The sequence below is a fragment of the Bdellovibrio sp. CKG001 genome, assembly GCF_055397465.1.
In genome coordinates, this window is the sequence record NZ_AP029173.1 from 1,084,842 (window position 1) to 1,108,823 (window position 23,982).

The 23,982-nt window shown below is 50.5% G+C and carries 16 protein-coding genes; 7 read left to right on the top strand and 9 right to left on the bottom strand.

All coding sequences use genetic code 11. The features are described 5' to 3' along the window. Positions 1-62: 62 nt before the first annotated feature. The 6 genes from ACZ50P_RS05420 to ACZ50P_RS05445 are packed head-to-tail and all read right to left on the bottom strand — an operon-like array spanning position 63 to position 8,252. Positions 63-620: a hypothetical protein gene (locus ACZ50P_RS05420; protein ID WP_464134086.1), complete on the bottom strand. Its 558-nt coding sequence runs from the start codon at positions 618-620 to the stop codon at positions 63-65. Continuing rightward, a complete protein-coding gene (locus ACZ50P_RS05425; protein WP_464134088.1) occupies positions 617-2,296 on the bottom strand; it encodes a hypothetical protein in 1,680 nt (559 codons plus the stop codon). Before ACZ50P_RS05425 ends, ACZ50P_RS05420 begins: the two co-directional genes overlap by 4 nt. Beyond that, complete coding sequence (locus tag ACZ50P_RS05430; protein ID WP_464134090.1) at positions 2,293-2,910, bottom strand: OmpA/MotB family protein; 618 nt, start codon at positions 2,908-2,910, stop codon at positions 2,293-2,295. Before ACZ50P_RS05430 ends, ACZ50P_RS05425 begins: the two co-directional genes overlap by 4 nt. After that, positions 2,910-3,680 (bottom strand): motility protein A, encoded by a 771-nt coding sequence (locus ACZ50P_RS05435; RefSeq protein ID WP_464134092.1) that lies wholly within the window; start codon positions 3,678-3,680, stop codon positions 2,910-2,912. The genes ACZ50P_RS05430 and ACZ50P_RS05435 overlap by 1 nt, the downstream gene beginning before the upstream one ends. Further along, a complete protein-coding gene (locus ACZ50P_RS05440) occupies positions 3,677-4,279 on the bottom strand; it encodes a hypothetical protein (protein WP_464134094.1) in 603 nt (200 codons plus the stop codon). The genes ACZ50P_RS05435 and ACZ50P_RS05440 overlap by 4 nt, the downstream gene beginning before the upstream one ends. Before the next feature lie 16 nt (positions 4,280-4,295). After that, positions 4,296-8,252 (bottom strand): NHL repeat-containing protein, encoded by a 3,957-nt coding sequence (locus ACZ50P_RS05445; protein ID WP_464134096.1) that lies wholly within the window; start codon positions 8,250-8,252, stop codon positions 4,296-4,298. A 267-nt stretch (positions 8,253-8,519) separates the two neighbouring features. On the opposite strand from ACZ50P_RS05445, the gene ACZ50P_RS05450 reads away from it, so the two are divergent. Further along, positions 8,520-9,011 carry a Dps family protein gene (locus ACZ50P_RS05450; protein WP_464134099.1) on the top strand — a complete coding sequence of 164 codons (492 nt, stop codon included), beginning with the start codon at positions 8,520-8,522 and terminating at the stop codon, positions 9,009-9,011. A 51-nt stretch (positions 9,012-9,062) separates the two neighbouring features. Here ACZ50P_RS05450 and ACZ50P_RS05455 read toward each other — a convergent pair whose 3' ends face one another. After that, entirely contained in the window at positions 9,063-9,902 is an 840-nt protein-coding gene (locus ACZ50P_RS05455; protein ID WP_464134100.1) for a substrate-binding periplasmic protein, read from the bottom strand. 149 nt (positions 9,903-10,051) lie between these two features. Here ACZ50P_RS05455 and ACZ50P_RS05460 point away from each other — a divergent pair, with 149 nt between their 5' ends. The 6 genes from ACZ50P_RS05460 (at position 10,052) to ACZ50P_RS05485 (ending at position 15,731) form a co-directional block, all read left to right on the top strand. Beyond that, positions 10,052-10,486: a helix-turn-helix domain-containing protein gene (locus ACZ50P_RS05460; protein WP_262553912.1), complete on the top strand. Its 435-nt coding sequence runs from the start codon at positions 10,052-10,054 to the stop codon at positions 10,484-10,486. Between the two features lie 68 nt (positions 10,487-10,554). Next, complete coding sequence (locus ACZ50P_RS05465; protein ID WP_464134103.1) at positions 10,555-11,763, top strand: S41 family peptidase; 1,209 nt, start codon at positions 10,555-10,557, stop codon at positions 11,761-11,763. A gap of 183 nt (positions 11,764-11,946) precedes the next feature. Then, the gene (locus ACZ50P_RS05470) at positions 11,947-12,564 is read left to right on the top strand and encodes a hypothetical protein (protein WP_464117737.1); all 618 of its coding nucleotides are present in this window, start codon (positions 11,947-11,949) and stop codon (positions 12,562-12,564) included. Positions 12,565-12,603: 39 nt separating this feature from the next. Next, on the top strand, positions 12,604-13,821 hold the full coding sequence (locus tag ACZ50P_RS05475; RefSeq protein WP_464134105.1) for an RDD family protein: 1,218 nt from the start codon (positions 12,604-12,606) through the stop codon (positions 13,819-13,821). Beyond that, positions 13,818-14,756 carry a rhomboid family intramembrane serine protease gene (locus ACZ50P_RS05480; protein WP_464134107.1) on the top strand — a complete coding sequence of 313 codons (939 nt, stop codon included), beginning with the start codon at positions 13,818-13,820 and terminating at the stop codon, positions 14,754-14,756. The genes ACZ50P_RS05475 and ACZ50P_RS05480 overlap by 4 nt, the downstream gene beginning before the upstream one ends. Before the next feature lie 99 nt (positions 14,757-14,855). After that, a complete protein-coding gene (locus ACZ50P_RS05485) occupies positions 14,856-15,731 on the top strand; it encodes an endonuclease I family protein (protein ID WP_464134109.1) in 876 nt (291 codons plus the stop codon). A 294-nt stretch (positions 15,732-16,025) separates the two neighbouring features. On the opposite strand, the gene ACZ50P_RS05490 is transcribed toward ACZ50P_RS05485, so the two are convergent. Beyond that, complete coding sequence (locus tag ACZ50P_RS05490; RefSeq protein WP_464134111.1) at positions 16,026-20,720, bottom strand: hypothetical protein; 4,695 nt, start codon at positions 20,718-20,720, stop codon at positions 16,026-16,028. Positions 20,721-21,027: 307 nt separating this feature from the next. Next, entirely contained in the window at positions 21,028-23,976 is a 2,949-nt protein-coding gene (pruA, locus tag ACZ50P_RS05495) for an L-glutamate gamma-semialdehyde dehydrogenase (protein ID WP_464134113.1), read from the bottom strand. Positions 23,977-23,982 lie beyond the last annotated feature (6 nt).

Sequence of the window (23,982 nt, forward strand, 5' to 3'; positions counted from 1 at the left end):
ATTCTTCTTAAAATTTGAACCACTAAAAACCCGTCTCTTTAACAAGACGGGTTTTTTTGTGTTTACAGCGGCAGGCTGAGGCCGACAAAACCGTCAAACTCGGTGGCCTTGCTATTGGAGGGGCCGGAAAGGCCCAAGCCCCGGACTTCGGCTTTCACGCTCAGATCCGGTCGCCATTGGTATTCTGCTCCGACGGCCAAACCAAATCCGCCATAAGAAGTCTGTGTGGACTGGAACTGGCGCTGATGAAAGGACAAAGAAAAGTACGGTCGCCATAAGGGGCTGATTCTGATGGCTGTGTCCTTATTGTGAAACTCGGTGGTCGACGTGGTGGTTAAAGGGAAGTAGGCAAGTCCCAGATCCGGCCCGTAGCCCAGATCACCACCAAAGGTTTCTGTGGCATTCAGGGAATATCCCAACCCCAGCTCCAAGGACGAAGATAGGGGATAGCGATATGCTACCAGATAGCTGCCGACGCCGGACATGCTGCCAGAGCCGTTGTCGGTGCTGGCATTGATGGTAAATCCGCCAAACATCAGATCCAGCTTCCCCTCGGCAAGACTTTGTGAGGCTCCCAGTAACAGGCCCAGAGAGATAAGGGTGATTTTTAGTTTTCTCATGCAGCCTGTTCCTGCTCGTTTGTCGGGATCGTTGCAATTTCTGTGGGCAGTGTTTTCATCGCATGGGCCACGCGCTCGCGGGCATCACCAATACGTTGTGTGGCTGGTGTCTGCATATCGAAGTGTTTTAGCAGTTCAAAATAGCGCATGCGCTGACGATCTGAAAAACGACTTTCCACTTTTTTGCGTTCGATTCGAGACACGTTGAACATAGCCAGAGCCCATTCTTCCACTTTGATTCGCGGAACCAGAATATCCATCTGTGCTTCAGTCAATTCAAAGACGGGATAGAATGCCGGGCGCATTTCTGTCAGATTCAGATTGCCAGAAGCTTGATAGATCTCTTTTTCAATCTGCGGATCGACGATCTTCAGGTAGCTTAAAAGATCCTTCTGGTTTTTGTAGCGCTCAAGCATCTGCACGTTTTGCAAAGGGGCTAATTCCAAAGCACGCTGGCACAAAGCCGCGATGCGATCGCTTTTAAGGGGCGCCGGAGTGTGAGATGGATCCAACAGAACACCCCAGGCTCCCGGGTAAACTTCACGAGCCACCTGTAATGAGAACGAACGAGGCAGATGAGCCAGGATTGAGAACGCTTCGGTGCGAGGAAGGCCTTTAAAGAATTCAGTGCGGCGAGTGTCCAGGCGCCAGATCATGATCAGCAGGTTCTGCCATTCTTTTTGCAGTTCATTGCGCGTGATGCGCAGACATTTGTTCAGAATGTCGATGCAGTGGCTGTCGACTTCTCCGGGCTCGCTTAAAGCCCGCAGCCAAGTGTCCCCAAATGAAAGACTGAAAATCTGCTGACGGCAGTCGAAAGGGAACTCCACCAGGAAGGCTCCGAAAGAGGCCGGGTATTCTTCAGCAAAATTTTGCAGTAACATCATATCTTCCAGATTTGGGAACGAGGCGTTGTCCTTTAGAATCTGAATGCCCGCGTGCAGGGTCTCGCGTGTCTTAATGGGATCGTTGAAACGGATGTCGCCGCTGCGATAGGGGCCCGGATTTTTTTCAGCAGTCTCAAGCGTCGGCATTGGCATTGTCTGAGCCGTCGAAGACGCAGAGGCATTCTTGCCTGCTTCGCGGAAGCCTTCTTGCAGTGAGCCTGAAAGGCGCTTGGCGCCGAACCAAGTTGCTCCCCAGATGCCGGCCATAATTAACAACAGAGCCGCAAGGCCCAAGGGCAGCCAGACATTGAAAAGAGTCTGATTGTCTTCAAGACGGCTCCATTGACGGCGCTGAATTTCGACGGTGTCGCGGGCTTCCACCAGGCTGAGATTTTTTGCCAGGGCCGACTTCAGTTCGCCAACTTCATCTTCTGAAAGAGTGTTGGTGACAGAGACACTGACGATCGTTTTTTTCACTCGTGTTAACAATGCGGCATTGGACAGATTTGGGTCATCCCATTCGTCGAGAATTTCTTCGTCGCGCAGGTCATAGTAAGGAAGTTTGTCCGAGGTTTTTCTTTGCACATCCCGCATCAGAGGATCGATGGCCACGGTCACGATAAAGGGATGTTGGGGGAAGCGTCCTTTCAGAAGACTTAGGGCCTCTTGTGAAAGGGATTTTTCCAGCTCCACCACCCGTGGGTGTTTGTAATTCTGGGCCACAGCCGGGAAACAGCCTAGCACCGCAGCAATAAGGATCAGCATCTTGCTGAGAATGGAATGTTTCATAAAACCTCCGGTTGGATAACCAAAACAATTTTGCGGGCCAGATCCAGCGTTGAAGCCGGGGCTCTGACGTCGGGGCTGATTTTTGCCAGTTCTTCGGCGGTGACGGTCAGCTCTCCGTAACCACCCACCTGAATACGTTCAAGGGGCACACCAGAACGTTGAAGGATACGCATTGTCGCAATGGAGCGCAGAGCGCTGAGTTCCAGATTGTCTTTGAAGCGATGATTCTTCCGGGGATTGATTTTTTTATGGTCTGTAAAGGCCCGAATTCCGACCTTGTACTGACCCGCATACGGCAGATAGGTCTTGATGAATTCCTGCAGCACCAGACGACCAGAGTCCGTCATTTCAATTTTTCCTGAATCAAAAAATGAGATGCCCGGGAACTCCACCAGAATGTGATTTCCCTGGTCATAAGCGACGCTGTGGTCCTCCTGACTCTGCAGATGTTTTAGCAAAGCCATTCGCACCCCGTTGCGATATTCGGTTTCTTGTTCGTTGGGATTGATAGAGAAGAACACGATGAAGAAGGTCAGCAGCAGGGTGACCATGTCACCATAGCTGATCGCCCATGTACCTTCACTATCCACATCGACTTCGTCAGTGCGTCTCATTAGCTCTCCAATCCTGCCGAGTTCAAATGAAGTTGCTGCTCCTCTGGAGCATAGGAATTCAATGTTTCCTGGGCCTCCAGCAAAGGTGTGTTCTCGGCCATCAGCAGCAGTGTCTGAACTGCCAGATGTCCCAGATCCTCCTCATCAGCGGCTTTCTTTTGAATCAATTCGCCCGCAGGATTCAGAACCAGATTGGCCAGCACCAGTCCATACATGGTGGCGACCAGGGCCAGGGCCATTTCAAAGGCAGTTTGTTTTCCGGAAAGTCCTTTTGATACACCATTCATCACGTTCACCAGCCCAAGAACTGTTCCCATCAGGCCGAATGCCGGAGGATATTTCGCCAGACTGCGCAGGGCATTGGCGATTTTCTTTTGGCGGCGACCGTATTGATGCACACGTTCTTCAAGAATTTTTTGCAGTCGTTCCGAGGGCACCCCCAGAGACAGCAGTTCCATCCCATCCAAAAGAATGCGACGGTGCAGTTGTCCCTCGGTTGTGGTGGGCACTTGCCCCTTCATGGTGGCCAGGCAGTCCTCCAGAGCGGACTGATAGTTCGGGGCCGTCTTTTTCCAAAGTTTCTGCAGTGCCAGCTTCAGGTCTTTGCGCAGATCCCAGGGCATGGTCATCATACCGACGGACAAGGTGCCTCCCAGAACCATCAGCAGCGCGACGATATCCAGGTAGGAATGGACGTTTTGTTTAAGATACATGATGGCTGCCGAAAAGAAGCCGACGGCCACCAGGATGGAAAGAGGGAAGATGCTCACAGTTCACCTCCGGATTGGTACTGGCTCAGACGCTGAATCATGTTGCGTGTTTCGATGTTTTTCGGATTGAGATTTGCGGCCCGTCTGTAAGAGTCCAGGGCTTGCGTCAAATCTTTTTTAAGATAGAAGACATTACCCAAGAGTTCATGGAATGTGGCCACGTCAGGATACTGTGTCACCATCAAGTGCAGTGTCTGTTCGGCACGTTCCAGATCCTTGTTTCGGATGTGTTGTTGGATCAAGGCCACGTTACTGGCGACGTGATCCAGCCGGTCTTCAGTTTTTTTGCTGTTTTCGCGCAAAGACACAGAGATCTGGGTGTCTTGTGGCACTTTCGCAGCAGGGATGACAAAGTTCTCGGACAGGTAGCCATCTTTTGACAGGGTGATTTGAAAGGCATTCCGAGTAGGTGGCAGCTTGTTCGCCTCCACACTGATCGGTGTTGTACCGATCTTGGTCAAAGTGCCTTCTGAGGACTTGAAGTACACCTCGGCGCCTCCTGGCTCTGATTGGACGTGCAGTCCCGGTGATGCGCACCCGGTGAAGGACAAAAGCAGTGGGATGGTTGCGATGATTGTTCCGAAATTTCCGCGTCTCATTGTAAACACTCCTTGATTACCACCATTTTTTAACTTTTCTGATCACTTTGCCGTCACGTTCACCGATGTACAGATTTCCTTCGCTGTCGAAGGTCAGGCCGTAAGGGGTGAACAAAGAGGCTTTGATTTTTTTGATGCCGGAGCTGGAATCAATACCCAGTCCTTCATGTTCGGTTGTCAATTGGCTGCCAGCGCGAAGAGCCGAGCTGTCCGCCCCGATGACGATTTCTTTGGCCCCATCGGATCTTTTCACGCAGGTGACACGATGGAACCCCACTTGTCCGTCAGGGTTTTCAGCGACCGTCAGCAAGTTCGGATTAGTGGTGTTCGTATTCGTGGCATTAATCGTATTCATGCCTGATCCACTGGTGTAGCAGATCATGTCTTTGCCGGGATCGCTGGGGTCTGCATAGACCGTCAAACCAATGGCATAGCCGTCGTTGATGGTGATGATTCTTTTGACCTCATTGGATAGGGCGCTGACTCCGGCGATTTCAACATCACTGCCGGACAGATTGATGTATTTGATTTCGCTGGTTGTTTTGTTGGACTGGTCAATCACCAGCATGTTCGTCGGATATCTTGGGTCTTTGACGATGGAAAGAGGATACTCGAAGCGGGCAGAGGTCAGAGCGCCCTCGGCGTTCCCGGCCGCGCCACAAAGGCCTGCGACCGCAGTCAGATTTCCGGTCACATCCACCTTCATGATGCAGTGGCGGCGGAACTGGGTGAAGTAGATCGTGTCATCCTGGGTTGTGTTCATCGAAAAGGGTTCCATGCGAGCTGCGGCCGCTGCGGTTCCATTGGCGGATTCCGTGCCGCAACCTTGGGTGTAGTTCCCTGCAATCAAGCCGACTTTTCCGTTGTCGACAGGGCTGCCATAGAATGTGCCAGACGGGCTGTTCTGATTGTATAGATAGAAACCACAGGATCTTGTGCCCCCCGGAACCCAGTGACGGTCCAGGACAAGAAGATTGTCGGCCACCAGCCCCAGGCCGCGCAGTCCATGCAGCAGAACCTCGTGGGCGCTTTGCATGTTGGTGTAGGTTCCGTAGCCCATTCCCAGAACTGTGTCGAGCAGTCCAGTGCTCAGATCCAGCTTGCGCACGCGATTGTTTTCGGTTGTCTTTCCGTCGGGTTGGAAATGGGTTGGCATGTTGAGTCCCGCTTCTGTTGTGTCAGCCACCAGCAGACTGTTGTCGCTGCTTCTGAAAAGAAGATCGGAAATAAAGTTCAAACGGGCTTTGGCAGCGTCTACCGCAGGTGAGTCTGGAGACGAGTTGGATTTGGGGTCTGTAATCGTAAGAAGAGTGTCGATGTTTCCGTCGTTTGTACCAATATCCAGAGTGCGTAGGCGGTTGTTTGAAAAGTCGACCAGAATCAGTGAGTTGTTGTCGATGGTAATGCCATAGGGGTTAAACACGGTATTGGTACTCGCGGGCTTCGTGTTTCCACTGTAGTTTCCGGTGCCGTTACCCCAGATCGTTTGTGACAGATATGCCCCTACAGCGACGCTTCCAAAGGTTTTGGTGGTGTTGCGAGCATTGGAATAAATCACACGGTGAGCATCGGTGGAGGTGACGAAAAAGCCCTCAAGGACTCCAGCCACCTCATGAATGGCCAGTCCCCGGGGATAGAAGTATCGGACTGTGTTGGGAACTTGTGTGCCCCCCGCAGGGGCGGAACAAGTGCTTTGCCCAAACACACTGAGCACCTGATTCTGTGCCAACACTTGAGTGCCCGAACCCGCAGAGTTTGGCAGCGTGATGCCACCGGCACTGTTTAGGTTGATGGCCCGAACATAGCAAGCGCCGCCGTTGGATTGTGTGAAGTAAAGGTTGCGCTGACTGTCCATAGCCAAAGCCCAGGGTGTGTTAACCTGACCTGTGCCAGCAGCCAGCGTTGTTCCATTGGTAGTCGCGGCGGTGGATTGATTGGAACCATTCAGTCGTCCGACAAGAATTCGCGCCGTCCAGGTTGCCGGATTGGCGTTGGTGATGTTGACCTCTTTGATGGCATGAGTACTGGAACAGGTTACGTACATGCGCTTTGCGGTGTTATCAAAGGCCATTTCAACCGGGCCACCGCACACATGATTTGTGGCCAGTTCATTATCGGTATTGCAGTTGGTGAATCCTGCAGCACACTGTAAGTTGGTTTCATTGCCAAAGACGCGCAGACCTTGTCCGTTGCTGTCGATGCGAACGATGCGGTGATTTCCCCGATCGGCAATGTAAAGCATGTTGGCAGTGCCATCATAATACATTCCCTGGGGGGAACTGAGTTTGTAGAGATTGTAGCTGTAAGACGGACTGCTGTCGACAGAGCGTCCGCTGGCACCATTACCGACGAGCATCTTGATTTCCCCGGGCTGCAGGGTTTTTCCCAGGACCGACTGGGCTTTGTCGGATCTGTTGTAATACCAGACAGCGTGATTGGAGGAATCAGAGAAGAAAAAGTTGTTCACAACCGTCAGTCCGTCATTGTTCAGAACTTTGTGAATCAGGCTGTAGTTGATGCGCAGTTTGTAGGGTTCGGTCAGGGCGTTGATCCAGCCGTCGTTGTTGGTGTCTGTCATGATACCGGGAGCGCCGACCAGCGTGCAGATTTGTCCGGCCTGCAACTGATTGCAGGCATCACTGAAGTGATTGAATTGAACTGTCCAGGTGTTGGTGTTGGAAAATTCGAAATCCGTGGCGCGATCCTCGCGGGCACGGACCGAAATCGTGTGGCTTCCCACCAGGGATAAATTCGGATTAAAGATCAACTGGTGCGGGCTTGCATTGTTGATGCTTAGATAGTTGGGAAGTCCGCTGAAGGGAGGCTCATAGGTGGCACCGTCGATAATCCAGATATAGCGAAGGACATCGGCATTTTCATCAGTGCTGTTCACTGAGAAGGTCATATTGGGTGTGTCATAGTTGCGCGCAAGAGAAGTGGCTGAAGGAGCCGGGCCGGAAAGAACCGGGGCTTTATTCAGCAACACCTGCACGTTGAAGCTTGATTCTGCCCCCGTGCCGTCAGAAACCTTGGCGGTCAGGGTGTAAGGCCCCAGTCCCGGCAAAGGGTCCAGAGTCGAGGCATGCAAAGTTAAAGAGGTGCTGACCTCTCCTGGAAGAGGGGTGCCTTCCAGTTCCCAACTGTAGGAGATCGGTGGAACTCCAGTCACATCCAGCATGTTGAAAACCTTCGATCCTGAGGAGGGGATAATGACATAAGGACTGGAGTTGGGGGAAACTCCACCGATATTGGCCACGCCGGAGTTGATGATGGAAACAGTCCAGGCCGGAGAGATGCTGGTGACATCATGCCCGTCTCGGACCTCGACACTGATTGTGGCAGTGCCGGACAAAGTGCAGTTCGGGACGAAATCAGCCGTGGCACCAGCACCGTTGGAGTTTTGATTGACGAAGAAAGTCGTGCCCGCCATCCCGTTGACTTTCCAGGTATAGGTTCTGGCATCGTTATCTGCATCAGAAGTGGACACGGACAGGGCAAGACTTCCAGAGCCACAGGTGACAGAGGCTCCGGTGGCTGCAGGACTTCGTGCGGTGATTACCGGAGGCGTATTTCTGTGAATAACGAAGTTGTGACTGTCCGTGGATTTTCCATTTGTGACTGAGACGGCAAGGGTGTGATTTCCGGGCAGAAGCGAGGCTCCAGACAGAATATGGAACGAGTTAGTGGAGCTCAGTTGGGCTCCGTCCAAGGTCCACACATAGTTCAGATTGTTGCCGGCTTGAGGGTCCACGGTGATGGCGAAGGTGGTTTCGCTTGTAGTGCTCATGACGACTGGTGAACCAGTGGGAGTCAATGCGGTGATTTCCACCACGCCGGCTTGTTGAGGATCCACATCCAAGAGATCGCTGAACTTACTGCCTCCGCCGCCAGTACAGCTCGAGAGAAGCACCATTGCCAGAGTCAGCGAGATTTGAGCCATATTCAAATGTGTGTAAAGAAAATTTGATCTCATAGTAAGAAGATCGGACCTAAAATGTGTCATCTTGAGAGAGCAACACGCGAATATTCACATTTTCAGGTACCTAGGTCCTGAGACTTGCAAACGTTTAATTAAACTTAGGTTTGCTTAGTACATTTGGGGGATCAGTTTTGTGAGGAAGCTGTCAGGAAAAGTCGAGGATGCCTCCCAAAGGTCCACACATCACTACAGTCCCAGGAAAAAATAGTTTACTCTTGGAAAGCTAACTCTAGAAGTTTCAACGTGTGAAAGGAACATCCCATGGCAAAGAAAAATAGCAGCAGTGTAGGCATTAATATTGGCATCAACGAAAAGGACAGAAAGAAAATCGCTGATGGCTTGTCCCGTTTGCTGGCGGATTCCTACACTCTTTATCTTAAAACCCATAACTTTCACTGGAACGTTACGGGACCTCACTTCCAAACACTTCACGTGATGTTCGAAGGCCAATACACAGAATTGGCAACCGCCGTGGATTTGATCGCTGAGCGTATCCGCTCTTTGGGTGTCGCGGCTCCGGGTACTTATAAAGAATTTGCGAAACTGACCAGCATCGAAGAACCCGTTGGTGTTCCCTCTGCGACGGAGATGATTGAACAGCTCGTGCAAGGACAGGAAGCTGTCGTGCGTACGGCGCGCTCCATCTTCCCACTGGTTGAAAAGGCCGGGGATGAAGTCAGTGCGGATCTGTTGACCCAAAGAATGCAGCTTCACGAAAAAACGGCTTGGATGCTTCGCAGTTTGCTGGAGTAGTTCTTTAAAATCACCATACTTGGTCAAAAGCCTCCGCAAGCGGAGGCTTTTTTATTTTCCCAGTTGCAGATCCAGGATCTTGGGGTAAGCGGTCTGATTCTTTTTCAGGGCCTTTTCAATTCTTTGAAAAGTCTGCTCATCGATGTTCTTGCGAAAAGCGATATGCAGATTCAGTTTTGAGTTCGGCACCACAAAGATCTGGAATTCTTTTTCCGCCTTTAGTTTATGCAGAATGTATTCTCCATTGGAGGCGGTGGGGATAAAAATTCCATCCAGTCGATGAGAGCGCAACTTTTGAATGTTACGTTCGATAACATCTTCGCCACTAAGGGATTCCACCTTGATTCCCTGTTCAATCAATTCATGGGGGGTAATGGAGTCTTTTGAGTGCCCCAGCGTCAGACCTTGGAAGTCCGCCAAGGACCGGACCCGGGCCAGAGGGGAGTCTCGACGAACGATGATGGCCGAGGAGGTTGTGAAGAGGGCGACGCTTGAAAAGCGCAGGAATTTTTCACGCTCCGGGGTGCGTGCCAAAAACAGGGCGGCATCGGTTTTGTTGTTTTGCAGATCCTGCAGAACCCTTGCAAACGGAGTTGGGATCCATTGGATTGTCACCCCCGGTGGGGGATTTAAGTACTTCTGAAAAAAGATGATGCCCGGCCCCCGAGGGGTGCCCTTTTCCACAAAGATGTGGGGTGGGAAATCATAGACATTCACGCGCAGAGTGTCTGCAAAGGCTTTTGGGCCGATCAGGGCCATTGTAAGAAAAACTAGAAGTACTTTGTTCAAGGTGTATCCCGGTCTGGTGCCGGACACTATATCAAAGCCCCGACAGATGTAAATCAGGACTTCGATAACACCCTTTAAATAGAAATAGCGGTCAAGAGGCATTTTGAAGACCGACAAAAGTCCAGTGTTTTGGACTGTTTAAAGTGTCTCAAAAAATATTTGCAACTGGCCCTTAATTCTCAGCGTGATACGCCGATAGGTACAAAGTGAGTCAATTAAGCTTTGATAATGTTTCAAAAGGGGAGGACTAAATGTCACGTACAGTTATGATCGTGGTGAGCGATAACCAGGAAACCATCGAGAACACAAAGAAGTACTGGGAGAATCACGATGTGACAGTTCAAGCATATTCTTCTGCACAGTTCAGAGAAGGGCTTGATAATGCATTTTTCAGACAGCAACTGGTAGCAGGTGTTCCGGCTTTGGCTTCTGGCACAAGCCCGATCAACTCTGACGTGGGTGGCGGCAACGTTATTCAGTTCCCAACACCGACTGCAACAGCAACTAGCGTACAAAAAATGGAAGAGCTTGAAGCTCAAGCCATCGAAAACGCGATTGTTCAATACAAAGGCAACCTGACTGAAGCTGCTAAAGCTTTGGGCATTGGTCGAGCAACCTTGTATCGTAAAGTAAAGCAATACCACATTGATCCTTCTGCGGCTCGCAAGAAGAAAGTGGCGGCTTAGTCTCCTTTTGAATTGAAAAACGAAGACCGGGTGATAAAGCACTCGGTCTTTGCTTTTACAGGACTAAGATGACCCGTACTTTCTTCGCTATTCTACTTGCACTTGGCTGTGCCTATGCGGCCTACCACTTCACTCTAAAAAAGAGTTTTGTAAACCCGTACCCGGTGCTTTGCGATCTGGTGTCGCAAAAAATATTCCTGGATGATGCCAAAATAAAAAACTGGAAAAAGACCTGCCATCGTCGCAGTCGTCTGGTCACGCCTTATTCTCAAAAAAATCTGATCATCAAAGACATGAACAATGTGCTGGCCCTTTTAAAAGTGTCCCATCTGGAAGTTTATGATTCCAAAGAGGTCGCCAGTATCTGGCGGGGGGAAAGTCTGGAAACGGGCATTGAAAGCCAGTTTGTGGATGGAGAGCTCGTGATCTTCAAGGTGCATCCCAACTCTCCAGCCGAGGCTTTGGGGCTGCGCCGTGGGGATATTATTCAGACAATCAACGCGGAACAACCCAATCCCTGGGACGCTCAGACTGAGCCGGGCTCTTACCTGATTCTTCGCAAAGACAAAGAGTTTTCCGTGAAAATGAAACCTCGGTCGATTATCCGTTCTGAAGAAATGACTCTGGAAGCAAGGGCTCCAGGGCAGGCGGTCTTGAAAGTGCCGTCATTCCGTGCCGCCTTCTTCGCAGATGAAAAAATGCAAAAGCTTGAAGCAGATCTTCGCTCTTTCAAGCGAGTGGTTGTGGACTTGCGCGGAAATGCCGGAGGAAACTTTGTTGCGGGCCTTCGATTTTTATCCCTGTTTTTGTGCAGACCCGAGTTGGTGGGAAGTCTGGAACGTCCGCGTGTGACGGTGAAAAGTTCTGCGGAACTGCCCAATGAACTGGATGATCAGGCGCAGTTGGCGGTTTTGGATGCGCACAGCGAAGTTCTTTTAAAAACATTCGCTCGGACAAACTGCTATGAAGGGGATGTACGGGTTTTGGTGGATGGAAAGAGTTCCTCCGTGGCGGAAATGGTTGCACAGGCATTAAAAGAATTCAGAAAAGCGCCGTTGTTGGGAAGCCCCAGTCGCGGGCAGCTTCTGGTGGGAGTTTGGTATCCACTGGATGAAGTGGCTCCAGGGGTGCAAGTCTCCATTCCTGAAGCAGTTTACCTGAGCCAGAAGAAGCATCGCATTGAGGGTCAGGGCGTGGAGTTGGACCGGGTCCTGTATTATCATTTGCCGGAAATGCAGGCGGGGATTGATTCCTGGGAAAAAAAGGCCCTCGACTAGACCCTCGGAATTTGGATTTTTATGTGTCAGGATGAGATGATCAGAATGATACGTCTAACATCTTTTGTACGTCTGTTCAGGCCTTGTTCAGCTAGAATGAATAAGTGCGGTTTTTAAACGGCATGCCCTTCGCAATGGAAGTCATCAGGACTCGAACTGTCGTGACTTCTGAGGGGTGAAATAATGAGGAACGCAAACGTGATCGAATTTCCAAAAGCACAATCTGTAAGAAAAAGATTGCAGGACAAAGCGCAAGAACAAAAAGCGGTCCTGGTTCTGTCCATTGCCTCTGTTTTGATTATGACAGTTTTCCTGAATCAATGGCTGGTGCGCAGTCCGGATCAGGGTGTGGCGACGGCGGGAAATCGTGGCGTTGCAAGCTTCGCACCTTCCACTTTCGCCAAAGACGTTAAGTGGGAGCATGATCTTGCCAAGCGCATGGCGCGGGAAAAGTCCACCGTGGCGGCAAGCCTGGCGGAAGCGCCGACCTTGCGTGATGAGCTGGTATTTGGTTTCCTGGAAGGCAAGTACGGCATGAAAACCGTCGAAGGCCGTATTGAAAGTCTTGAATTCATCGATGCGCAAGCCGGCGAACAGCCCATGCAGATCCAGGATAAAGCGGAATTCCTGAAGAAGTATTCCGAGGCCTTTGGTGTGCAGTTTGCGGAAGTCAGCTTGGCGCAGAACTCGGCCGGGGAGCAAGTCTATAGTCTGATTGACTCTTCCAAAGAGATCGTCGGCAAAGCTCAGTTCGTGACTGACGATCAGGGCCGGGTCCAGGCGATCCATTTCGCGCACTAATCTCTTTAGTGTTTCCTGTTTCAAGCCGATACGATCCTTATGGTGTTTCCAGATCTATCGGCTCCTGAAGTGAAGCCTCATTATCCGAAATCCAGTTCCGTGCCTGTCGCTTTCGTGGCGGACAGGTTTGTGGCGTTGATACTGGATTTTTTAATTTTTTCCCCCATCATCAGTCTGTTGATTGCCGGTTTGGTTCGTCAGACAAAAACATTCTTTTTGCTGGATATGCAGTCCGCGGAAGGTGTGATTGCGGCGTCACTGGTTATCAGTTGCATTGTTGTGCTGGTCACCATCCTGCAGTCAGTGTTTTTGTACTTCTGGCAAGCGACACCAGGACAGTTGTTCATGCAGATCAGGGTGATTTCTTATCCGATCTATCAGCCTCGTTTGACTTACGCACAGTGTTTGATCCGTTCGGTGTGCTGGAGCTTTGGATTCTTGCTTCTGGCGTTACCGTTTTTGGAAATCCTTAGCCATCCGTTCCGCCGGGCCTTTCCGGACCGCGCAGCAGACACGCTGGTCATCACGCTTAAGAAAGAACATGATGACGGGCCGATGCCTATCGAGTCTCGTTTTATATCCTCGTGGATGCGCATGAGCTTTCTGTTTTTGGCTTTGTTTGGAATTCTAGGCTTCATGAAGGCCTATCATGGTCTGCAAACCGGAGCCTTTAAATCCACCGTTGGAAAATCAACGGTGACCGCCTGTCGGGAAGTCAAAGGGACTGAGGGCTTAGAGGGGGCGGCGCGACTGGATACCGCCTTGTCGTTATTCCTGCTCAATGAAATTTCGGGAGAGTGTCTGGAAAAAGAAGCCGACGTGGCCCTGTGGGGAGACCCGGTGAATTCTCAGCCCCTGGCTTATCTGGCGAAATATTTACTGGCCGACGGTAAAGCCCAGGAGGCCTACTTTGCCAGGGTTTGTGAAGACTCTTCTTCTGCTGCCTGCGCTTTGGCACGTTATATGGCAGAAGATGGCGATCTTGAGGATCTTGAAATGGCGGATTCCAGTTTGCTGGTGACGCAGTTCCTGAAGTCTGAGGATCTTTTTGCTGCCCAGGACTATGTGGGAAGCTTAAAAGCGATTGCACAGATGCAGAAAAATCCTGTCTTGAAATCCGCTCTGGAAAAGCGCTATGTGCGCTCGGTCTGGGCTTTGCGCGACACTGAATTCACACCTCAAAAGGGCCGGGCTCCGGCCAGTGTAGATCCGGGAACCTGGATTGATGACTTCAAAGAGCGCTATGAGGTTCCATGATCATTCCATGTCCTGAAGATTTTAAAGACTATTCCCGCTATCCGCTGACCATCACGCTGGCGGTGCTGAACGTTTTCATTTTTATTTTGATTTTCAGCGGAGTGGGTTCAAGTCTGAGTTCTTCACCCGTGTTGCAGAAAGACGGGCTGATTTTGACGGGACGCCTTTATTATCAGTATTTGCAAACTCTGCCGGCCCAAGAGCTTTATGACAAACCTGAATGGGTCTTGCAGATGGGCTCATCGAACACGGATCACATGGGGCTTCTTGGAGCCTATGCGCTTCGGGATTCCCGTTTTCTGCAAAAGGCTGAGGCATTGACCTATCGCGGGGACGAGGTTCAAGTGACTTCGTGGCGTAAAGATATCTCTGAGTTTCGTAAGAAGTATCAAGAGCAGCTGTTGTATCGCTTTGGTTTAAGCTCCGGTGCCAAAGGGCCGCTGTCCTGGTTCACCTATCAGTTTTCTCATTCCAACTGGATGCACCTTCTTTCCAACTTGGGTTTCCTGGTGCTGATTGGCGCGGCGGTGGAAGTGATGGCCGGCAGTGGAGTCTTGCTCATCGTCTATATGTTGGGTGGCTTTGCTGGAGGCATGGGCTTTTTGCTTTCAGATCTGCATGGAACTGTGCCGATGGTGGGGGCGAGTGCTTCTATCAGTGCGCTGTTGGCATTTTATTGTCTGGCTGAAATGCGAGCGCGAGTTCGTTTTCTATACTTTGCCTCGCCCATGCCCGGGCACTATGGCGCGATTTTTTTACCGACCTTGTTGATTATCCCTTTATTCCTGGTGGTCGATGTGGCGAATCTTTGGGCGACCCCTGAGGGGATTGGCGGGGGCGTGGCTTACGCTGCTCATATCGGCGGCAGTGTTTTAGGAGCTGTTCTTGGCTGGGCCTATCGTGGGCGCTCGATTCAACCTGCATCTCAAAATTGATATTGTAATTTCTATATACCCGTTGACAGGATCGTTACGGTTAGGACATCTTACTTCGCAGAGGCTGTAGATCACCCCCAAACCGAATGGTGGACCTGAATGAAGCAAATGCTGCTCATTAAGTCAGTGATTGTTTTTACATTGTTATCTTTTGTTGGTGTTGCGAATGCGGCGCCGTCTTCTCAACTGGTCCCATATTACGGGGAAGAGTTCTATCGCGATCTAAAAGCGGGGGCTTCCGGTGAGACCCTTCAAAATCGAATCAAAACTGTGATGCGCAACTATCATATGCTGGTGAAAGGTTCTTACGATCAAATCGTGAAGGCCTGCCCACAGGGACAAGGTCGTTGCTATGCTCACACGGCGATCGGGTACAATGCCGCAAGAGTGTTTTTAATGGGGAACTACTACTTGGTGAAAGAAGGCAATCAGTACGCGGTTCGCGATGTTTATTGCAACACCGAACGTGGCCCTGAGGATTTCAAGAGCTCTCAACCCTCTCCTGGCAAGATTCCGAATAACACGGTGATCAATGTTGAGCACACCTGGCCTCAAAGTAAATTCACACGCCGTTTCCCGGATGATGTTCAAAAGTCTGACTTGCATCACTTGTTCCCGACAGATTCCCAGCTCAATGCGATTCGCGGCAATCATCCTTTTGGTGAAGTGACGAAAGATCTGATGGATTTGAAATGCCCGGAATCTCGCTTCGGTATCGGAACTTCGGGTTCTGATGAGGTGTTTGAACCACCACAAAACCACCGTGGGAACGTGGCCCGTGCCTTGTTCTACTTCTCTTTGCGCTATGATCTTCCGATCGACCCTCAGCAGGAGCAAGTTCTGCGTAAATGGAATCAGGAAGACCCTGTTGATGAAGACGAGATGAAACGTAATATCGAAATCTACAAAGTTCAGGGCAACAGAAATCCGTTCGTGGACTTCCCAGAATTGGCCGACCGATTAAATGATTTCTAAGACTCATTAAAGTTGATGAGCTTCAAAAGCCAGCGTTGAGCTGGCTTTTTTCGTTTTCGGGGCAGGCTTGGGGCCGTTTGCTTAAGTTCTTTGCAAAATAGGGTGGATTTTTTGGCGCAGGGGCGAAATTCTTAAAAAATCTGTAATAAGACTCTTGCAATCGTGTTTTTGTTATGCTGCAATCATTTTTACGGGAGGGGTGATACCACGGAAGGTCTCGGGGAGCATGATGTTCTCACCTCTATTTTAATTAGATTAAGAAAGGCCACTGGAAACAGTGGCCTTTTTCTTTTTCTAGAACCGGGAAGCGCGAACCTGGTGCAGCATATTGATCGAGGTGCCCGCACCCATTGGAGTTCGGCAATAAAGTTTGTCTGCGGTTGTGAGCGCACAGAACATCGACCTGGTGGTGCCGGAATAATTCGTGGCTTTGAGTTTTGCAAAGGTCACACCGCCAGAAATCACAGTCGGTGGATTCAAGTAGTCACCCAGTTGCCAGAAGTGCACGGCGCCATCCGTTGTCAGAGCGATCAGTTCTCCGTTGCCAACAGCGACTTCTTTATAGCTGGTCGGACTGTTCACCACCACAGGGACATTGCTAAAGCCACCGCCCCAACATTCCAGATTGGTTCCACTAATCCCGCAGGCAATCGAGTTGCCCAGCACCAGTTGGCTGTAAGTGCGACCGCCATCGGTCAGGGTGCCTGTGGAGTTGGCAGTGCTGTTGTGTCCCAGTTTCCCGGCTGAACCCGTACCCCAGCACCGCACTTGAGCGTTTTCCAGAATACCGCAGAAGCGGTCGTCGCTCAGTTTAATGTCAGTGTATTTATAGCCTGGATCCACGCTGATGGGGGTTGAGCTTGCGCCTGTGCGCATGATCGAGCCAGATCCCCAACAATACACCTCATTGTCTAAACTCAGGGCGCACGCGGCGTAGGTCGTACTTTGAATGATGGGTTTGAACTTCACGCTGGTGGCCACCAATGTCGGGATCTGACTGGAGACGGAGGCACATACAGGCGCGGAACTAGAGCCCCATCGGTACAAGCTGCCAGCGCTGTTGATGGCATGCACACAGTAGTTTTCCGCCGTGGCCAGGGCTTGAATTGCCAGGCCTCCCGTGTGTACCAGATCCAATTTAGTATTCGTCGTGTCGTTGTCGCCCAAAAGTCCATTGGTATTCACCCCTGTGCAGTAGGAAGAATCCGCAAGACTCAGGCAGATCACACCTCGAGAGGATATGACTTTGCCGCTGCTGAAGTCCACATTGGGCTGAGCTCGCAAGAGGGGATGACCCAGCATAGAGCAGTAGCCTCCTCCATCATTGCGGATGGCGCAGACGCGGCCATAGGCCGTGGCAAAGTCGCGATAGGATGAGTAAAGATCGACAGCCTCAAGGACTGGAGTTGCCGTTTTAGGGATATCCCCATAGTTCGTACCATCGCCGAAACAGTAAGGCATATCATCGTCCGACAAGCCGCAGATGGAGCCATCGTTGGTCTGAATGGTCTTCCAGACGATGTTCGTATTCAGCAGAGTCGGTGTCATATAGGTCCGGTCTGTCTGTGCGCTGTTGTAACCACCCTTGATTCCGGAACCCCAGCATTTCAGTTCATTGTTTTCAGTGATTGCACACACGTGATTGTCAGATCCGCTGATTTGCAGGTATTTCGTGGTTGAATTCACAACCGTCGGCGTTGGATTGTTGATCGTCGAGCCGTTGCCCAGTTGGTAAAGATTGTTGCGCCCCCAGCATTTGATTTGCTGAGTGTCGCGGGTGATGCCGCAGACATAGGTATAAGAAGTCACATCACTGTATTTCACCCCAGGGTCGACCTGGGTCAGGACGCTATAGGAGGCCGTACCATTGTTGGCGATTTGTTTATAGGTGTTATTGCCATAACAGTACAAATCATCAGCCAGAGAAATCGCACAGATCGTGGAAGATTGAGCAGCCACGACTTTTTTAAACTTCACCACACCGTCATCGATATAGTAAGGCGTGATAGGGGACGCCGAAACGTCCCAGCAGCGAACCCTGTCGTCGGAGGTGATGCCACAGGCTGTGTAGTATTTCAGACTGATGGACTTGTAAGTCACACCGGAGTCGACAATGGTGCCACTGAGGCCGCCCACGCCACCGCAGTACACTTGATTAGCCTCACTCAGGGCGCAGAAATTCATTCGCGTTCCAGTGACTTGTTTAAAGTTTGTACCCGCCTGGGTGATTGTGATTCCGGCGGTGGTCGCATTGGCCTCGCCCCAGACACGGATTTTACCGTCATCAGCCAGGGCCAGGAAAGAAGGCTGGGTGTAGTCCGAACCATGGGCGAAGCTGAGGATCTTTTTGTAACTGTTGGTTGTATTTTTGATGACGAATCTTTGTCGTGAGTTAATGCCAACGACAATGTCTGGCTGGTCTGTGTGCGTGATATAGACATCCAGATCCTTGTCGTTGGAATCCATTGTGTTGTTCAGAGTATCAAAGGTGATTTGCGCTGAAAGCTGACCTGCAGGAACCTCGATATAACCCAGTCCCAGATTGTGATCGACCATGTAGATCGCATCCCCGGAAAGATTGTAGTAAACACGGACTGGAACCGTGGATACGGCATCCAGAGTCACGCTCACTGCGATGGCGGTCTGACCTTCCGTAAACTTTTTACTGGAGGCACTGAAGTTCACGGATTTTGGTAAAGCTTTTTTCCAAGTGCGGGTGGTGGCGATGGAATAGTCCTGCCAGAGGCCATTGAGTCCGTTAAGTCCCACCACACAGAGCACCATATTGTCGCCGTCGGCGTTGGTACTTTGACTGGCGAAGATGCCAGTGGAGGAGCTGATTTCAGCGCTATAACCCGAGGAATTCGAGCAGACGGCATCTTTACCGAATTTATATTTAAAGGCGCTGATGCCAACTCCGCTGACCGTGAAGGCATGGCTGGCCTCAGAGGATTTCCCAACAGGCGCCCCAAAGATGGTGGCAAGCGTTGCTTGGGTGGAAAGTTTGGCAGTGAATGCAAAGGAATCCTGCTGGGTCGAATTGAAAACAAGATTTCCGGCGATGTTAATGACGTCTTCGTTGTTTCCGGTCACGGTTTGAACGGACTGCCATTCCCCGTTGGTACAAGTGACAGTGGCAGGATTTGGAGCCGTAATGTTAATCGTGGCGCTGTTCGGGTAGCAGGTTCCGCGCATGGTGAAGGTCGGGCCCACATAGCCATTGGCCACGGGGGATGTCGGGGTGACATGGCGATTGATGGTGTAAGATCTTGTTGCCGAAGCTTGAGCCGTGCCTGCCAGCATCAACTCAGCCGTGACGGTGATGGTTGTGTTGTTTGGGACATTTCCCAGCGCGAAGGATTTGGACCAGGTGCTTTGTGCCGTACAAGTGGTTTCACCGGAATAGGATCCAGAAATTTTAACTGTAGCGCCACCATCGCTGCAGGTTCCGCTTAGGTCCACGGAGTTGGTGATGTCCGCCACGGTGACTGGAGCTATAATTGAGACTTCCGGTGGCACGTAGGCAATGGCTGCCGAAGCGCATTCAGACTCGTTGCCGAAGACGTCGCGGAAGCGGGCTTTTAAGGACAGAGTCGAATTGTTGGTCAACGCCGTAAACTGGTTCTGAGCCGCGATGGCCTTCCACGTCCCCCCGGCGGTGCACGAAGAGTCTTCAGTCAGATAGTATTCTTTCATGTAAGAGGGGACATCAAAGGACACACGCAAAGTTTTTGAACTGGTCTGTGTTGCGCCATCATTGATAATGATTTCCTGGCGGATGGCGTCCTTGGGCATCCAGTACAGAAGAAAGCCGTCTTGTGCGTTTTGGGCATCCGAGTTGAAATTGAATGTGAAAGGCCCAGGCTCTGTACTGGTGAAAGCCTGCAGTCCCACAGGGGTAAACATGCCTGAAAAGGAATACAGTGTCAGACCATTTTGTCGGATGGATAAAATATCTTTATCGGTCTCGGTGGATAGAGTTGTTGCCGGCATGATATCCATGGCGGCTGTCGTGTTCACGGTAAAGGAGCAGTTTTCGTTGTTATTGTATCCGGGATTCTGCGAGTAAAGACTGCTTCGTACTATACCAAAGACGGCATTGGAAGAACCGCTCGAGCAAATATCATGAGAAGTGATCGTGTCGATGATGGGTATGCTGTCAGTGAAACACTGACTGACGATTCCAGTGGATGTTCGGAACTTAGCTGATACGAAATAATTGGCGGGGGTTGAAGACGGCAAATTCCAAGGATGGTCACCAGTCGTGCGTGTCAGCCAATTATCTGAACCCGTGCAGCTGTCGTTATTAAATAGAGTGTATTCGCTGAACACCTGGGGAATATAGAATCGCAGAGTCACTGATTGATCCATCGCAAGTTTCATCTGCATCGGATTGAGCAAAATGCCCATGGTACCGGAATAGACTTCAATCTTTTTCACAGAAGAAACATTTCCTGCGGCATCTTTAGCCTGCAGGAACAAATAGCTTTTCCCCTCGGGGAAAGTCATGTTGCTTTTCAGATTTGTGTAAGGTTCAGCAGCAAAAGTAAACAGATCCGTTACGGAAACAAAGGATCGGAAGGTGCATCTGTCATTCAGATTCTGGCACTCCCAACTAATGAATCCTTTATCATTCAGAATAATATCTGGCATGCTTAACAACTGTGGTGGAGTCGTGTCCTTGTTCAGTGTGACCGTTTCTGATTTCACCTTTTTGGAAGTGTCAGCCAACTCCACCTGTTCAACAATCAGTGAGGCTTCACCTTCCCCCAGTTCATGAACGTCCAGTGAGTACTGCCAGACGCCGGTGGAGGGGCAGTTCATCTTACTGCGCTCGACCGAGTTGAGTTTGAAAGTGATTGGTCCCTCGGCTTTGTCACACTGACCCTCCAGGGTCAGTGTGGAGCCACTCAGATCCACATAGTTGTCTTCGATGTTGGTGATAAGTTTGAATTCTACTTTTGTCAGGGTTTCAATGACGGAGTCCAAAGTACATCCGCTTATCAGCAGTGCTGATATTAATACCGGGGTGTATGAAGAAATGATTCTTCGAAAACTGATAATGAACGCTCCGTGGTGGCCCATGTTCATATTTATCGGAATCCAAAAGGTTTTTTGTGAAATTTCTAACAAAGATCTGTTCGGTTTTGTTCTAGGAAATCTCACTTAAATACAGACCGGAGTCCTGAATTTAATTTCTGTAAGGTTCGTGTCTCAAAGTGGGAATTGAATTTCGGCAAAAAAAAAGCCCTCAGTTTTTGACTGAGGGCTTTGGGAATTTCAGTTTGGTGAGGGTCTATTCTTCCGCTGGAGCAAAACCACGGCGAAGAGTGTTCTCTGTCACGCACGCAGGTTCCATGTACTGTTTCAAATAGTCCGGACCACCTGTTTTGGAGCCAATACCAGACATTTTGAAGCCACCAAATGGATGACGGTCCACCATCGCGCCTGTGATACCACGGTTCACGTACAAGTTACCCACTTCCAGTTCCTCTTTCACGCGAGCGATGTTCGCTGGGCTTCTGGAGAACACACCGCCAGTCAGAGCGTACTCTGTACTGTTGGCGATATCTAAGGCTTGATCCAAGTTCTTCGCGCGGATCACGGCCACAACCGGGCCGAAGATTTCTTGTTGCGCCAGCTTTGCATCACCCGGCACATCACCGAAGATCGTTGGAGGAACAAAGAAGCCACCACCTGGCACAGAGCCTTTGAATAACAATTTGTGATTCTTTTCAGCCTCTGCAATGGTGCCCAAAATACGGTCATAGGCTTCTTTATCCACGACAGGACCCATGTACGCTTTTGGATTTTCAGCCGGGTGGATTTCGATGGATTTTGCTGTTTCAACCAAGCGGTCTACAAAACGGTCGTAAACTTCATCCAATACGATCACACGGCTGGCAGCAGAACATTTCTGACCACTGAAACCAAATGCAGAATAAATCACGCCGTCAACGGCTTCATCCAGATCCGCATCGTTGTCGATGATCACGGCATTCTTACCGCCCATTTCGATAATGCATCTCTTAACGTGCTGCTGACCCGGTTGAACCACAGCCGCGCGGTTCATGATATGCAGACCCACGGCTTTGGATCCTGTGAAGGCGATGGTTGTCGTGTACTTGTGGTTCACGATGTATTCACCAACTTCTTCGCCGAAGCCTGGAAGGAAGTTGATCACACCTTGAGGGAATCCCGCTTCCTGAATCATCTTCATTAGACCCCAGGCAACCACAGAGGATTGCTCTGCAGGTTTCATAACCACGGTGTTCCCCGCAACAGCGGCCGCCGTCACCATGCCAGCCAGGATCGCCAGAGGGAAGTTCCAAGGAGCGATCACCGCAGTGACCCCACGGGATTTATAGATGTACTGGGACACTTCGCCAGGCAATCCACCCACACGAAGTGGTTTTTGCAACTCACGCATGTGACGGGCATAGTAGCGGCAGAAGTCGATCGCTTCACCGATATCTCCATCAGCTTCCGCCCATGGTTTACCGACTTCCAGAACTTGTGTTGCGATCAACTTGAAGCGATCACGAGTCATGATGTCAGCCAGTTTGTCGACCAAAGCCGCGCGCTGTTCAGCAGGAACGTTCTTCCATGTTTTGTAGGCCGTTTGCGCGGCTTGCATGGCTTGTTCGGCTTGCTCGGTGGTGGCCATCTGGATCTTACCAACGATTTGGTCAGACTGGGATGGGTTCACTCGGTCAAAGACTTTGCCGGACTGAAGTTCCTTGTTGTTGATCACGATGTTCACGTTCACTGGCAAAGAGGCTTTCGCGTCCGCCAGGGCTTTTTGCATTTTTTCGCGATCCGCTTTCACGGCAAAATCCAAAAGCGGTTCATTGTAGAACTTGCCTGGTTTCTTTTGGATGGTTGCAGACGTCGGAGTCAATCCTTGTGCCGGATCTTTCAAAAGCTCCGCCATGGATTTGTTGTCAGCAAATTTGCCACGCAACCAGGACTCATTGGACGTGTTTTCCAAAAGACGGCGAACCAGGTAAGCCATGCCCGGGATCAGTTCACCCACTGGAGCGTACTCACGCATGCGGTAGCCCATGTCCACGATGGTCTTTTTGATGGGCTCTGCCATTCCATAAAGCATCTGGAATTCCAAAGCCTCTTTCGGGATGTTCAGTTTTTCTGCGTAAAGCATGCACGCCGCCAAAGTTCTGACGTTGTGAGATGCAAAAGCAGGGCGGATGGATTTGATATTTTCCAGCAGGTATTTCGCGCAATGTTCGTAGTTTGCGTCGGATTCCGCTTTGTTGGTGTAAACCGGAATCGGCCAGCCACGCTGTTCGGCTTCGATGGTTTCGTAATCCCAGTAAGCGCCCTTCACCAGACGAACCCAGAACGGAGTGCCACGTTTTTGCGCGAACTCTGTCAGGGATTTGACGTCTTCGAAGGAATCGCGCAGATAAGCCTGAATCACAATACCGAAGAATTTATAATTTTTGAATTCAGGTTCGTTGATCAGCTCTGTGAAGACTTCCAATGTCAGGTGTTTGACAGAGTACTGCTCCATATCCAGATTCACGAACACGCCTTTTTCCATACCCAGACGGAACACAGGGCGCAGACGGTCCTTCAGGATTTTCTTGGATTCATCCCAGGCGGCATCTTTGATCTGGGAATAAAGGGCTGTCATTTTCACAGACACGTTCACTTTCGGCAAAGCGCCTTCGTGATCGCGATCGATCTGGGGAACTTCATCCCACTTCTCGGCGTCTTTCGCCAGCCAAGTGATCAGCTCCATGTACTTGCTGCTGTAATCTTGCGCTTCTTTTTCAGACAAAGTCGCTTCACCCAAAATATCGACGGTGAAGGTCATTTTGTTTTTACGTGCCTTTTTTAGAACAGGCAGAGCTTCATCCGGGCTTTCGCCAGTGATGAACATTTTTGCCATACCCATGACGTTCTTTTTGATCGCGCCCGCCATCAGGCCCGGAGCCAAAGAACCCAAACCCAAGCCCACGTTGAATACCGGTGGCAGGGTGCCGCCGTCTTCAGAGAAGTATTCTTTCAGGTGGCGCGCCACTTCATCCCCGGAGTTGATGGAAGGAAGCACATCCACGAAACGGAACATGTTGGTTTTGAATTTTTCGTTTTTCATACTCCATTCCATGATGGAGCCATACCAGAAATCTTTGGAGAAGATGGAAGCCTTGGATTGGCTTTCCATGCGTTTAAGGATTTCTTCGCCACGGGAGACAATTTGCGACTGAATGTCGTTCATATGCAT

Coding starts and splice junctions, on each gene's coding strand:
- ACZ50P_RS05465 (WP_464134103.1), top strand. CDS start 10,555: ATGACCCGTACTTTCTTCGCTATTCTACTTGCACTTGGCTGTGCCTAT.
- ACZ50P_RS05460 (WP_262553912.1), top strand. CDS start 10,052: ATGTCACGTACAGTTATGATCGTGGTGAGCGATAACCAGGAAACCATC.
- ACZ50P_RS05445 (WP_464134096.1), bottom strand. CDS start 8,252: ATGAGATCAAATTTTCTTTACACACATTTGAATATGGCTCAAATCTCG.
- ACZ50P_RS05470 (WP_464117737.1), top strand. CDS start 11,947: ATGAGGAACGCAAACGTGATCGAATTTCCAAAAGCACAATCTGTAAGA.
- ACZ50P_RS05485 (WP_464134109.1), top strand. CDS start 14,856: ATGAAGCAAATGCTGCTCATTAAGTCAGTGATTGTTTTTACATTGTTA.
- ACZ50P_RS05475 (WP_464134105.1), top strand. CDS start 12,604: ATGGTGTTTCCAGATCTATCGGCTCCTGAAGTGAAGCCTCATTATCCG.
- pruA (WP_464134113.1), bottom strand. CDS start 23,976: ATGAACGACATTCAGTCGCAAATTGTCTCCCGTGGCGAAGAAATCCTT.
- ACZ50P_RS05420 (WP_464134086.1), bottom strand. CDS start 620: ATGAGAAAACTAAAAATCACCCTTATCTCTCTGGGCCTGTTACTGGGA.
- ACZ50P_RS05425 (WP_464134088.1), bottom strand. CDS start 2,296: ATGAAACATTCCATTCTCAGCAAGATGCTGATCCTTATTGCTGCGGTG.
- ACZ50P_RS05430 (WP_464134090.1), bottom strand. CDS start 2,910: ATGAGACGCACTGACGAAGTCGATGTGGATAGTGAAGGTACATGGGCG.
- ACZ50P_RS05455 (WP_464134100.1), bottom strand. CDS start 9,902: ATGCCTCTTGACCGCTATTTCTATTTAAAGGGTGTTATCGAAGTCCTG.
- ACZ50P_RS05440 (WP_464134094.1), bottom strand. CDS start 4,279: ATGAGACGCGGAAATTTCGGAACAATCATCGCAACCATCCCACTGCTT.
- ACZ50P_RS05480 (WP_464134107.1), top strand. CDS start 13,818: ATGATCATTCCATGTCCTGAAGATTTTAAAGACTATTCCCGCTATCCG.
- ACZ50P_RS05450 (WP_464134099.1), top strand. CDS start 8,520: ATGGCAAAGAAAAATAGCAGCAGTGTAGGCATTAATATTGGCATCAAC.